Annotated in this window: 13 protein-coding genes; 6 read left to right on the top strand and 7 right to left on the bottom strand. The window is 41.8% G+C overall.

The window, feature by feature from the left end:
- Positions 1-201: 201 nt before the first annotated feature.
- The 5 genes from GQY27_RS05975 to GQY27_RS05995 all read left to right on the top strand — a co-directional run bounded on the left by GQY27_RS05975 (position 202) and on the right by GQY27_RS05995 (position 4,904).
- Positions 202-1,356 (top strand): ABC transporter ATP-binding protein, encoded by a 1,155-nt coding sequence (locus GQY27_RS05975; RefSeq protein ID WP_442950882.1) that lies wholly within the window; start codon positions 202-204, stop codon positions 1,354-1,356.
- Positions 1,346-2,167 (top strand): ABC transporter permease, encoded by an 822-nt coding sequence (locus tag GQY27_RS05980; RefSeq protein WP_160032636.1) that lies wholly within the window; start codon positions 1,346-1,348, stop codon positions 2,165-2,167. The genes GQY27_RS05975 and GQY27_RS05980 overlap by 11 nt, the downstream gene beginning before the upstream one ends.
- The gene (locus GQY27_RS05985) at positions 2,154-2,957 is read left to right on the top strand and encodes an ABC transporter permease (protein ID WP_160032637.1); all 804 of its coding nucleotides are present in this window, start codon (positions 2,154-2,156) and stop codon (positions 2,955-2,957) included. Before GQY27_RS05980 ends, GQY27_RS05985 begins: the two co-directional genes overlap by 14 nt.
- Entirely contained in the window at positions 2,954-4,024 is a 1,071-nt protein-coding gene (locus tag GQY27_RS05990) for an ABC transporter substrate-binding protein (protein ID WP_160032638.1), read from the top strand. Before GQY27_RS05985 ends, GQY27_RS05990 begins: the two co-directional genes overlap by 4 nt.
- A gap of 253 nt (positions 4,025-4,277) precedes the next feature.
- Positions 4,278-4,904, top strand: a complete 627-nt coding sequence (locus GQY27_RS05995) for a nitroreductase family protein (protein ID WP_160032639.1) — start codon at positions 4,278-4,280, stop codon at positions 4,902-4,904.
- Between the two features lie 60 nt (positions 4,905-4,964).
- Here the strand turns inward: GQY27_RS05995 and GQY27_RS06000 are convergent, their stop codons facing one another.
- From GQY27_RS06000 to GQY27_RS06025, 6 genes are all read right to left on the bottom strand, one after another.
- On the bottom strand, positions 4,965-5,243 hold the full coding sequence (locus tag GQY27_RS06000; protein ID WP_160032640.1) for a hypothetical protein: 279 nt from the start codon (positions 5,241-5,243) through the stop codon (positions 4,965-4,967).
- Between the two features lie 220 nt (positions 5,244-5,463).
- On the bottom strand, positions 5,464-6,393 hold the full coding sequence (locus GQY27_RS06005) for an aldo/keto reductase (protein WP_160032641.1): 930 nt from the start codon (positions 6,391-6,393) through the stop codon (positions 5,464-5,466).
- Between the two features lie 117 nt (positions 6,394-6,510).
- The gene (locus GQY27_RS06010; RefSeq protein WP_160032642.1) at positions 6,511-7,725 is read right to left on the bottom strand and encodes an NAD(P)/FAD-dependent oxidoreductase; all 1,215 of its coding nucleotides are present in this window, start codon (positions 7,723-7,725) and stop codon (positions 6,511-6,513) included.
- A 90-nt stretch (positions 7,726-7,815) separates the two neighbouring features.
- Positions 7,816-8,775 carry a DUF4097 family beta strand repeat-containing protein gene (locus GQY27_RS06015; RefSeq protein ID WP_160032643.1) on the bottom strand — a complete coding sequence of 320 codons (960 nt, stop codon included), beginning with the start codon at positions 8,773-8,775 and terminating at the stop codon, positions 7,816-7,818.
- Position 8,776: 1 nt separating this feature from the next.
- Complete coding sequence (locus tag GQY27_RS06020) at positions 8,777-9,418, bottom strand: DUF1700 domain-containing protein (protein ID WP_160032644.1); 642 nt, start codon at positions 9,416-9,418, stop codon at positions 8,777-8,779.
- Positions 9,411-9,740 carry a PadR family transcriptional regulator gene (locus GQY27_RS06025; RefSeq protein WP_160032645.1) on the bottom strand — a complete coding sequence of 110 codons (330 nt, stop codon included), beginning with the start codon at positions 9,738-9,740 and terminating at the stop codon, positions 9,411-9,413. Before GQY27_RS06025 ends, GQY27_RS06020 begins: the two co-directional genes overlap by 8 nt.
- A gap of 210 nt (positions 9,741-9,950) precedes the next feature.
- Here GQY27_RS06025 and GQY27_RS06030 point away from each other — a divergent pair, with 210 nt between their 5' ends.
- Complete coding sequence (locus GQY27_RS06030) at positions 9,951-10,349, top strand: YrhK family protein (RefSeq protein WP_160032646.1); 399 nt, start codon at positions 9,951-9,953, stop codon at positions 10,347-10,349.
- Between the two features lie 92 nt (positions 10,350-10,441).
- Here the strand turns inward: GQY27_RS06030 and GQY27_RS06035 are convergent, their stop codons facing one another.
- Positions 10,442-11,656: an NAD(P)/FAD-dependent oxidoreductase gene (locus tag GQY27_RS06035; RefSeq protein WP_160032647.1), complete on the bottom strand. Its 1,215-nt coding sequence runs from the start codon at positions 11,654-11,656 to the stop codon at positions 10,442-10,444.
- Positions 11,657-11,704: the final 48 nt, after the last annotated feature.

Below are 11,704 nucleotides of genomic sequence, written 5' to 3' on the forward strand. Positions count from 1 at the left end.
AAATACAATATTGGAAATATGCCCGGGATAAAATATCGAAGAAAGAAGTAAACTTCATAGAATGATAAAAAAATGGGTTGCGCAATTAGATGATTTCTATATAATAAGTTGCGACATGTGCCCGAACGGATCTGCAGTAATATGCTTCAATGAACTAGAAGGCGCAAGGTAATCCCCTGAAAAAGGAGGTTTTTCTATCATATGATAAACCAAGACTCCATTATCCGGTTCGAAAGCGTGACAAAACGATATGATGAGGATGATCCCATCCTTAAATCGGTCAGCTTTGAAATCGAACGCGGTAAATTTTATACGCTGCTGGGTCCATCTGGATGCGGCAAAACTACGATCCTTCGGCTGATTGCAGGCTTTACGGAGCCTTCCGAAGGAAATATTTATTTTAATGGCAAAATTATTAACCGTGTTCCTGCACATGAACGTCAGGTAAACACCGTATTTCAGGACTATGCATTATTCCCGCATCTGAATGTATTTGAGAACGTAGCATTTGGGCTGCGGATCAAAAAGATGAAGAATGCAGAGATCAAAGAGAAAGTGGAGAACGCTCTTCGTTTTGTCAATCTGGCTGGATACGGAAACCGGGAGATTACTGAAATGTCTGGCGGTCAACGTCAGCGGGTAGCAATTGCTCGGGCAATCGTTAATGAACCAGAGATCATTCTGCTGGACGAGCCTTTGTCTGCGCTTGACCTCAAACTTCGTACCGAGATGCAGTATGAGTTGCGTGAACTTCAGCAACGTCTGGGTATCACTTTTATTTTTGTAACTCATGATCAGGAAGAAGCACTTGCGATGTCTGATGAAATCTTTGTACTCAATGAAGGGGTCATTCAGCAAAGTGGAACACCACTCGATATCTACGATGAACCGATTAACCGATTTGTAGCTGATTTTATCGGGGAATCCAACATTGTCTCAGGAAGAATGAAACAAGACTTCTTAGTTGAGTTTGCAGGAAAGACGTATGAGTGTGTTGACCAAGGGCTTAGACCTGACGAACCGATTGAGATTGTTATTCGCCCAGAAGATCTCGAGATTACAACACCTGAGCGAGGAAAACTCCAAGTGCGGGTAGACTCTCAGTTATTCCGCGGCGTGCATTATGAAATTTCAAGTTACGATGATATGGGCAACGAATGGCTTGTACATTCTACGAAACGCGCTACCGTTGGGGAAAGAATCGGTCTTTATTTTGATCCAGAAGCCATTCATGTAATGCGCTTTGGTGAAACAGAAGAAGAATTTGATAAACGGCTGGAATCTTATGAATCCAATCTTGAGGATGCGGAGAAGACTTCAGAGGGTAAGGTTCAAGAGGTAAATCATGAATCGTAGTTTAAAGAACCGCAACTTCTACCTGATCCCCTACATGTTTTGGATCATTTTCTTCGTCGTTGCTCCGATTCTGTTAATTGTGTATTACTCCTTCTTCAATGTTGAAGGTCAATTTACATTTGAGAATTACGTGAAATTCTTTACACCTGTATATTTGAAAATGACACTCAGCTCATTCTGGTATGCACTGTTGATTACTGTGTTTGCATTGCTTATTTCGTATCCAACCGCTTATTTACTTACGAAAACCAAACATAAACAGTTATGGTTGTTACTCGTTATTTTGCCAAGCTGGATTAATCTTTTGCTTAAGGCTTACGCATTTATTGGCCTGTTTGGCACGTACGGATTTGCCAACGCGATACTCGAAACGATTGGGATTGGTACGCAGCAGATTCTATTCACGGATTTTAGCTTTGTTTTCGTATCCGTATATATCTTCATTCCGTTTATGATTCTGCCGATCTTTAATGCGCTTGAAGAGCTGAATCCTTCCCTTATCTATGCAGCTCGAGATTTGGGGGCATCTTCATGGACAACATTCCGGCGCGTTATTTTTCCACTGACACTAAGCGGAGTGCGCTCGGGAATTCAGGCTGTATTTATTCCGGCTTTGTCCCTGTTTATGATTACAAGACTTATTGCCGGTAACCGGGTAATTACCCTGGGTACTGCAATTGAACAGCATTTCTTAGTAACACAAGATTGGGGAATGGGAGCAACGATTGCCGTCTTCCTCATCATTATTATGATTGCCATTATGTTTATTAGTGGGCGTGGAAAGCGGGGTGTACCTCATGGGAAGAAATAGTAAGCTGTCAAATGTATATCTGTTTATTGTTTTTGCCATTTTGTACATGCCGATTCTTTACCTGATCTACTATTCATTCAATAGTGGCGGAACCATGCAGAACTTTGAAGGCTTCACTCTGGAGTGGTACGAGGAAGTATTTGCGGATACGCGGCTGCTGATTATCGTGCTGAATACCTTTGTGATTGCACTTCTGTCTGCGGTGGCTTCCACAATCCTGGGCGTGGCTGGTGCTCTAGCGATTCATCAGGTTCGCCGTAAACGTAACAAGAACACCCTGCTGTCTTTAAACAATGTACTCATTGTAAGTCCGGATGTAATTATCGGTGCATCCTTCCTTATCTTCTTTACGATGCTGGGGATTCAATTAGGATTTACTTCGGTACTCTTATCACATATTGCATTTAGTGTACCGATTGTCGTGATCATGGTACTGCCTAAGCTGCAAGAGATGAGTTCTACGCTTATTGATGCGGCACGTGATCTCGGTGCATCGAGTTGGCAGGTGCTGACAAAAGTTATTTTACCTTTTGTAAAGCCAGGAATTTTTGCTGGATTCTTTATGGCCCTGACCTATTCACTGGACGATTTCGCAGTTACTTTCTTTGTTACCGGGAATGGATTCTCAACGCTGTCAATAGAGATCTACTCGAGGGCAAGACAAGGGGTATCTCTGTCCATTAATGCTTTATCGACGCTGTTGTTCTTACTGACCATTATTCTGGTAGTAGGTTACTACTTTATCAATACACGTAACAACAAGCTTCAAGGAAAGGGGCTGAGACCATGAAGCAGCTGGTACAGACATTTAGTCTTGTGCTGATCGTGGCTTTTGGCCTCATGTATTTTACCTCGGTACTGAATTCTAGTGAAGGATATTCTGGAGGTAATACACTTACCATCTATAACTGGGGTGATTACATTGACCCCGAACTGATCGCTGAGTTTGAGGAAGAAAGCGGGATGAAGGTTGTTTATCAGACGTTTGACTCTAATGAGGCGATGATGACTAAAATTCAGCAAGGAGGAACGACGTATGATGTCGTGATTCCTTCGGAATATGCAATCAGCAAAATGAAAGAGGAAGATCTGCTGATCCCTCTCGATCATTCAAAAGTACCGAACCTTAAATATATCGATGAGAGGTTCCTGAATCTTTCTTTTGATGAAGGTAACCAGTATTCGATTCCTTATTTCTGGGGAACGGTCGGGGTTGTATTTAATCCAGAATTAACGGACCTTACATTTAAGAGTTGGGACGATCTGTGGGACCCAAGTCTGAAGAATCAGATCTTGCTCGTGGACGGAGCACGTGAAGTGATCGGAATGGGCCTGAACAGTCTGCATTACTCTCTAAATGATACCAACGAAGAGCATCTGCAAGAAGCACTTGCCAAATTGTCTAAGCTCACACCTAACGTGAAAGCGATCGTCGGAGATGAGATTAAGATGCTGCTCGCAGGTGAAGAAGGTGCAGTGGGTCTCGTTTGGTCAGGGGATGCTTCAGAGATCATGGATGAGAATGAGAAGCTCGATTATGTGGTACCGGAAGAAGGCTCGAATCTGTGGTTTGATAACATGGTCATTCCAAAGACAGCGAAGAATATAGAAGGTGCTCATCAGTTTATTAACTTTATGTTAGATCCAGAGCATGCTGCACGTAATGCAGAGTATGTTGGATATTCCACACCAAATGCTGGAGCACTAGAACTTCTTCCCGAAGAAGTTTCAAGTGATGAACGTTTTTATCCAAATGAGGAATTGACGGAGAAGCTTGAGGTGTATGATAACCTTGGCAAACGAATGCTTGCTCATTACAACGATCTGTTCCTCATCTTCAAAATGCACCCGAAGTGAATAATGGGGATAACCTGTGTATATATAGATAGTCAAAGAACCTTATCCACATGTGGATAAGGTTCTTTGGTTTTCGAACCAGAGATTCAACCACCTAAATTGCTTTGGCTGCTTTCAATTAAATGATAAATGTTATATACTTAAATTATATACTTACTTAAAGTTAGTTAAGGTGATATATAACACATACATATCAGGTTTATAGAAACAAAATGTAGAAATCCACTTCAGACCAAAAGAGAGGAAGATCAGGATGGGAGAATTACAATCCGTAATTAAACAACGGCGTTCGGCGATGAAGTTTCATAAAGAAGTGAAGATTAGTAAAGAGGAACTAAACCAAATATTTGCAGTTAACAAATATGCTCCCTCTGCGTTTAATTTGCAGCATGCTCACTATGTTGTTTTAACTACGCCGGAAGAAAAAGCATTAGCTTATGAGGCTTCAGGTCAATATAAAGTACAGACAGCATCTGCTGTCATTATCGTAATCGGTGACACGAAGGCATACCAGCAAGTAGGACGGATTAATGAGGGAATGCTGACACTTGGGATGATGTCTCAAATTGAATATGATTTGGAGATTAGCAGTGTGACGGAAATGTATGAATCAAGAGGACCTGTATTTCAACGAGAAGAAGCGATTCGTAATGCCAGCCTGTCTGCCATGCAGTTCATGCTAATTGCGAAGGACATGGGATGGGATACCTGCCCGATGATCGGATATGATGAAGCAAAACTAGCCTCACTTTTACAGCTCTCAGCACATCATATTCCTGTCATGATGATTACCATGGGGAAAGCGGATGAAAGCAAAGTGAGACCTCGGGGCTACCGCAAGCCGGTAGATGAATTTGTGACTTGGAATTCGATGGCCTGAATAAAAAAAGGATGAATGGTAGTTTCTTATCAGAACTACGGATTCATCCTTTTTTATTGGTTACCGGTGAGCTGCTGTATTCATGGCGAGCTCTGCAAGGGAGTGATCCTTTTTTTTGACATAAATCTCATATAGGGTATTCGCTGTAGAAGAAGACTTCTGTTTGCTCGTGTCCACCATATGAGTCTTGTAATCGATATAGTGTGCGTTGAGATTTAAGATTTTCTTATGGAAATCCTCTTCATTATGAGAGGCATAAAGCTGGATTTTGTAGCGTGAGAATAACTTTCTGTAGGCAAGGGTGAAGAAATGGTCAACGGTACCGATTCGCTGGGACATAGATAACACTCCTTTACATTTGATGGAGAGGTGAGGGAGGGGAGTCATTATAAACATCTCATAAGCAAAAAAGTAAATACTTTCTGCTCAACAATTTATAAAATTGATGATTGTAAATTCTATTTTATTAACTGCTCTATCGTTTTATGACAAATAAAAAACAGCGCGCCGCACTGCACCGCACTGTTTTCTATATGAATACGATTTAAGAAGAGAATCATTAGGAGAAGATACGACCAATCTCCGTAATTTCTGCTTGAGATAGTGTCACATCAAGGGCTTTTAAGTTATTAACCACTTGTTCTGGACGTTTCGCACCTGGAATAAGTGCATCTACAGACGGCTGAGTAAGATACCAGGCGAGAACTAGATGAGCTACTTCGACCTGTTTAGCATCTGCCATCGTACGAAGCTGCTCGACTTTGTCCAAGTTTCTCACAAACTGCTCACCTTGAAACTGTGGATTGTTTTTTCTGAGATCATCGAATGTAGTATCTTTATTATATTTACCTGCGAGAAGTCCAGATACCAATGGGAAATACGGAATAAAGGTAATTTGGTTTGCTGCTGTATAAGGGAGAATCTCTTTCTCTACTTCCCGATTTAATAGATTATATTCGGATTGAAGTACATCAACATAACCATCCTTATTTGCTTCTTTAAGCTGGTCGATCGAGAAGTTAGATACTCCGATGGCGCGAATTTTTCCCTCGTCTTTTAGACGCCGTAACATACCTACCGCCTCATCTTTGGGAGTATGCTCATCTGGAAAATGAATATAATAGAGGTCTATGTAATCCGTCTGTAGACGTTTAAGGCTGTCTTCGACCTGTTTTTTCAGGAATTCTGGTTTGTTGTTTGGTTTATAATCATCATTCTCATCATGGGCACCTTTTGTGGCAATCATGACCTGATCGCGAGCTTTGAGCTCCTTGATCACCTGACCGGTTAGTTCTTCAGAACGTCCAGGGCCATAAATAAATGCGGTATCTAGGAGATTCACTCCATTCTGAATGGCTGTGCGAACGACTTCCTTACCCTGCTCCTCATTCAGGTTGGGGTATAAGTTATGCCCTCCCACTGCGTTTGCTCCAAGTCCGATTGGATTTACATAAAGATCTGATTTACCGAGTTTTGTATGTTTCGTCAATTCATTCGCCTCCCTATAGTTATATATAACACAAATTATACAAAATAAATCTGCGGAAATCAGAAATAACCTCTGACTAACTAGCCAGAGGGAGGTATAAGCCTAAGTAAATCATGTTTAATTTACTTGGGGTCTATTTTGAAGATAGATTCCAAGATCTGGATTAGATCCTTTCACAATTACATCACGCAAAATGCGGGACAACACAGCATTATACACAGTTCCGTTATCTCCATAACCCATAATGACATAACAGTGAGGATACTGCTCGTATTGTCCTATCATCGGCAGCCCATCATGAGTTCCGCCGTAAAAGGCCCCCAGATAAAATTCAGGTTCTGCCTGAAGATTAGGGAAAAGCTTAAAAAGTTCTTTCATCAGCTTATCGCGGGTATGAAGAATCTTCGAGTCTCGAGTAGAGGCATAGGCAGTATCCTTATCCAATCCGCCAATAATAACCCGATCGTCTGGTGTAGTTCGAAGGTATATATATGGGCGGGCTGTCTCCCATATAAGCGCCCGTTTATACCAACTGGATAAATCGGGTACAGGCGTAGTAATAACAGCATAGGAACTGTTTATAACTACATTTTTTTCTACTTTAAATTCTTGATTCTCATATCCAGCAGCAATGATTACATGTTTTGCTTTGATCTGATGCCGATTCTTCGTATAAAAGATAGCAGAATCCTCTTCAAAACGGTGTCCGGTAACCTGAGTTTCAGCCCATACTTTACCGCCCACCTTTTCTACTGCTTCAAAAAGCCCATAAATGAATTTTAGCGGATTCATCTCTGCATCGTCATAGTAATAAAGTGCTGCTTGTTTACGAAAAGGAAAGTGGCTGCTTATTTTCTCTTCATCCCAGCGATCCACATGAAACCCGTATTTGTTAAGCAGTTTATGCTCCTGTTCGAGAGCAGGGATATCTTTCTCGTAACTTGCATAATACAGGCTGTCCCTGCGAACAAAATTAGCATCTATTGGCAGTTGACTGCATGTCGTTTCAATATCATGAATTGCCTGCTCACATAGCTTTAGATGCCTGGCTGCTATTTCTTCCCCAAACGTATTGGCAAGGGAAACAAAACTTTTATCGCCTGCATATTGGATCAGAGCTGTGTTCGTGCTGGAACTTCCCTCACCAATTCGCCGCTGGTCTACCACGACAACCTTCAAACCTTCTTTGGCAAGAAGATAGGCAGATTGTGCTCCCGAACTCCCCCCGCCAATGACAAGTACATCACATACAACATCCTCGGTCAGTGGCGGGTAAGATGCAGGATTAGTCACGGTGGTGGGCCAGTACAATTTGCCGCTTAGTAAATCCATTAGGACGTAAAGCCTCCTTATTTATCTCAGATTGGCTTTAGTATGGATGAGTAAGGGCTTATGCATACAAAGATGGCAGAGGAGGGGATATTAGGGCTGTGTAATGTTGATATTGCTTGAAGTGGCACGTATCTTTATGAGTTCCGTTCCTGTTCGCATAGATTCCGGGGTACGCACATTACCTGATACGGTCTGTGCATCAAAGTATCCAGCAAAGTCACTGGCAGCTACGACATTGATATTTCCCGAGATTGTTTCAATATCTAAGCCTGCTGCTGTATTTTGGACAAGATGAATATCACCCGATTTCATGCGGATCGTGCCTTCACCGGATAATCCATTTATTTTCAGATTTCCAGAAGTAAGGTCGGCCTTTAGATCCCCTTGGATATCTTCGATCTTAACATCCCCTGACAGGAGCTTCATCGTAATTTCGTCAGCCTCTATGGAGCTTAGCTTTACGTTTCCAGAAGTGAGTTCAAAGCTGGCAGCCTCGGTAACCTCGACCTGATCTGCCTTCACCTCACCGGAAGTGAGTTTTGCAGAAAATGAATTGGCTTTAATATTGTTCAAATTCAGATTGCCTGAGGTAGATGTAAGCGTGATTCGATTTGCATTAAGCCCCGTGATATTCTGATCGCTTGAGATAATTTCAAGTGTGAATTCCGAAAGTCTTTTTTGTTTTGGTACGGAAATTTCCATTTCATTTTTACTAAAATCGGTGGAGAAGCTAAAGAAGGAGAACGAATCTTTCGAGCGGGTATTAATCGTTAGCAGGGCATTTTCTGGCTGAAGTTGGTTTAGCTGTTCTATGGTATCTGGGTTCCATTTTCCTTTAAAATGAACGGAGACTTGATCATCGTCTGTTGAAGTAAATACGATGTTCGTGCTGTCTTCGGTTTGGACGAGCAGGGAATTAACGTTCGCCGCGTCAAAACTCAGCTTTTGATCATAGTCTTCACGTTTGTCCCCGAATTCATATCCGAAGAAGGTAACTCCGATGAGACCGACTACAATGCAGAGAATGGCAAGCCTTATAGCATTTTTCATATTAATGCTCCTTTCCTTTCAGTACTGTGCGGTTCCACTTGAAATATCCTGCAGTCCATTGCCCTAGTCTTCTCATAGACCAAAGGGTGAAGATCCCAACCAGAATACCGATTCCAAAAAAAACAAGACTGACAAAAAGTTCAGGAAGCACTACTTGCTTATGAATCATAATAAAATCAAGGATGGCTAGTAGGGGAGCGAGGATTCCGGATACGGATATTCCAGCCACTGAGATCCACAGAGCCCAAATCGTTAGAGCGATCGGCAAGGCAAGAAGGAGATCTAAGAATACCAATCCGATTGCTCTAAAGAAACGCGCAGTTGTTCCTTGGTTAGATGTTTCTTTGGGAACAGAGGGAGATCCTTGTGACGACCTATTGTACGGGGTCAGCTCTTCATTGTGAACTCGACCCTGAGACAAGAGCTCCCTATCTTGAAAATCTTGAAAATAACGGTCACCCAGCGCTTCCTTTATTAAATCCTCTGGATTTCCTAGTTCAACGGCAATCTCTATTTCGCTTTTTCCTTCGGACAGTCCCATATCAAAATGCTGCTCGTAGTCACTGAGTAGTTCTGCACGTTCCTGAGCATCAAGGGGATCCAGTCCTTCTTTCATTCTGTTCATAAACTGAAGCCTATTCATTAGCTTCTCCTTCCTTCAGCAGGGAGCTGACGCTGTCTACAAATTCATTCCATTCAGACTGCAGTACACGCATATAATGCACGCCTGTCTCTGTAAGTCGGTAATATTTTCTTGGGGGGCCTTCGGTAGATTCCCTAAGATAAGTTGTACAGTATCCATCGGATACAAGCCGTCTGAGGAGGGGGTATAAGGCACCTTCTGCAATTTCAATATGCTGAGATACAGCTTGAGCCAGTTCATATCCATAACGGTCTCTGCGGTGGATTAGGACGAGGACACACAGCTCGAGTACGCCCTTTTTAAACTGAGTATTCACATTCATCCTATATGTTCCTTTCATGTTATGAAATAACGTTAACTAATGTTCTATACTATGTACTGGTTATTATACACTACTGCACATTATTTACTACCTTTCGATATAAATTTTGGGAAAAATATCCTTTTGTTATTGATATACAAGTATGAAAACATCGTGAAAATCGTTTTATCCTGTGCCATTCGGGTAAATTTGCAGAAGGAGGGATGGAACGTGAAAGCTAAAATTCATAATGATATTGATAAAGGAGATTCTTCACACAACCCTTCAGGGAAGAAAGGAAGGTTTCGTGTACATTTACATCGAAAGAAAAATTCACTTGTTAAAAAAAGAATTGAAATAAGAAATCGTTATGAAACCGCCCATATGGCGAGTGAGATCATAACAGCCATTTTGTATCTGGCCGGTAGTTTTTTTCTCTTCTATCCAGATTTAAAAGTGATTGGTTCTATTATGTTTATCCTAGGGAGTATTCAAATGCTCGTGCGTTCTTTGATCCGCATGTCCTATCTGATAAAGCTAAAAAAGTGGGATTATAGGGATAGGCAATCTTCGGTGGAAGGAGAAGCACAAACAGATGCAGAGGCCTATCTTAATTCAGAGCTCAAGTAAATTCTAAGTCATCCAGCAGAAAAAAGGTCATAACCTAAGTTTGGTATCTCGAACTTAAGTTAAGACCTTTTTATTTTTATATGATGATCGTGTTAATGTACTTTAGGTTTATTATGTAGGTACAAGTCAAGATCTGGACTGTTCCCCTTAGTAATTACATCAGTGACGATTTTCGAAAGATTCATATTATAGACGGTTCCATTATCACCATAAGCCATAATGTAAAAACAGTTTGGATACTCTTCGTTCCTTCCAATCATCGGCAGACCATTAACTGTACCCGCAAAAAAAGCACCCTGTGCGAAGTCCGGTTCTGTGTTGATCTCAGGGAACATATGATGAAATGCGTTCATCAGTTTGTCTCGGCCCTGCCCAATTTTGGCATCTCGGCTTAGCGTCTGATCGGTATCCTGATCCATTCCGCCTATAATAATCCGATTGTCCTTGGTAGTTCGCAAATATAGATAGGGTCTGGCGGTTTCCCAGATCAGGCTTCGTTTGTACCAGCTTGTAAAGTCAGAAACAGGTTTTGTAATTACGACGTAAGAGCTTGTAATCGTTGCATTGTCACTAGGTGTAATCTCTGCTTGCTCGTAACCTGCAGCCATGATGACATACTTAGCCGTAATGGTATGACCGTTTTTTGTCTTAAAAACAGCAGTATCTTTCTCAAAGGTTTTTCCTGTAATCTCCGTATTGCAGTATATTCTGCCACCAAGATGTTCCACTTGCCGGAATAACCCGTAAATGTATTTGAGCGGATTCATTTCTGCATCATTGGAATAGTATATGGCTCCTGCCTTGCGGAAAGGATAGAGGCCGGCAATCTGTTTCTCGTCCCAATACTCCACTTTAAATCCATGTTTGGATAGCAGCTCATACTCCTCCTTCAAGGCAGGGATATCTTCAGCAGTAGAAGCATAGTACAGGCTGTCTCTTCTAATGAAATCAGCCTGATCCTCAATGTTAGCACAGGCCTCTTCAATATCTGTAATTGCTTGTTCACAAAGTTTTAGATGGCGTACGGCTGTTTCTTCTCCAAAACTTGCTGACAGCTCCGCTAAACTTTTATCACCCGCATATTGAATGAGTGCCGTATTTGTACTAGAGCTTCCGCCGCCGATGGTGCGTTTATCAACCACAACGACACGTAAACCCTGCTTGGCAAGCCTGTAAGCACTCTGTGCGCCAGAACTGCCGCCTCCAATAATCAGTGCATCACAAGTAATATCCTCTGTTAATTTAGGATACTCCGGAGTATTGCCCACCGTTGTTGGCCAGTATAGTGTACCGCTTTGTAGATCCATAGCGGGAGCCTCCCTTATTTCTGTTCTATTTATGGTATAGGATAAACA

Origin of the sequence: Paenibacillus sp. An7 (genome assembly GCF_009870785.1) — a bacterium.
In the GTDB taxonomy this organism is placed as follows: Bacteria; Bacillota; Bacilli; order Paenibacillales; family Paenibacillaceae; genus Paenibacillus.

Coding starts and splice junctions, on each gene's coding strand:
- GQY27_RS05975 (WP_442950882.1), top strand. CDS start 202: ATGATAAACCAAGACTCCATTATCCGGTTCGAAAGCGTGACAAAACGA.
- GQY27_RS05980 (WP_160032636.1), top strand. CDS start 1,346: ATGAATCGTAGTTTAAAGAACCGCAACTTCTACCTGATCCCCTACATG.
- GQY27_RS05985 (WP_160032637.1), top strand. CDS start 2,154: ATGGGAAGAAATAGTAAGCTGTCAAATGTATATCTGTTTATTGTTTTT.
- GQY27_RS05990 (WP_160032638.1), top strand. CDS start 2,954: ATGAAGCAGCTGGTACAGACATTTAGTCTTGTGCTGATCGTGGCTTTT.
- GQY27_RS05995 (WP_160032639.1), top strand. CDS start 4,278: ATGGGAGAATTACAATCCGTAATTAAACAACGGCGTTCGGCGATGAAG.
- GQY27_RS06000 (WP_160032640.1), bottom strand. CDS start 5,243: ATGTCCCAGCGAATCGGTACCGTTGACCATTTCTTCACCCTTGCCTAC.
- GQY27_RS06010 (WP_160032642.1), bottom strand. CDS start 7,725: ATGGATTTACTAAGCGGCAAATTGTACTGGCCCACCACCGTGACTAAT.
- GQY27_RS06015 (WP_160032643.1), bottom strand. CDS start 8,775: ATGAAAAATGCTATAAGGCTTGCCATTCTCTGCATTGTAGTCGGTCTC.
- GQY27_RS06020 (WP_160032644.1), bottom strand. CDS start 9,418: ATGAATAGGCTTCAGTTTATGAACAGAATGAAAGAAGGACTGGATCCC.
- GQY27_RS06025 (WP_160032645.1), bottom strand. CDS start 9,740: ATGAATGTGAATACTCAGTTTAAAAAGGGCGTACTCGAGCTGTGTGTC.
- GQY27_RS06035 (WP_160032647.1), bottom strand. CDS start 11,656: ATGGATCTACAAAGCGGTACACTATACTGGCCAACAACGGTGGGCAAT.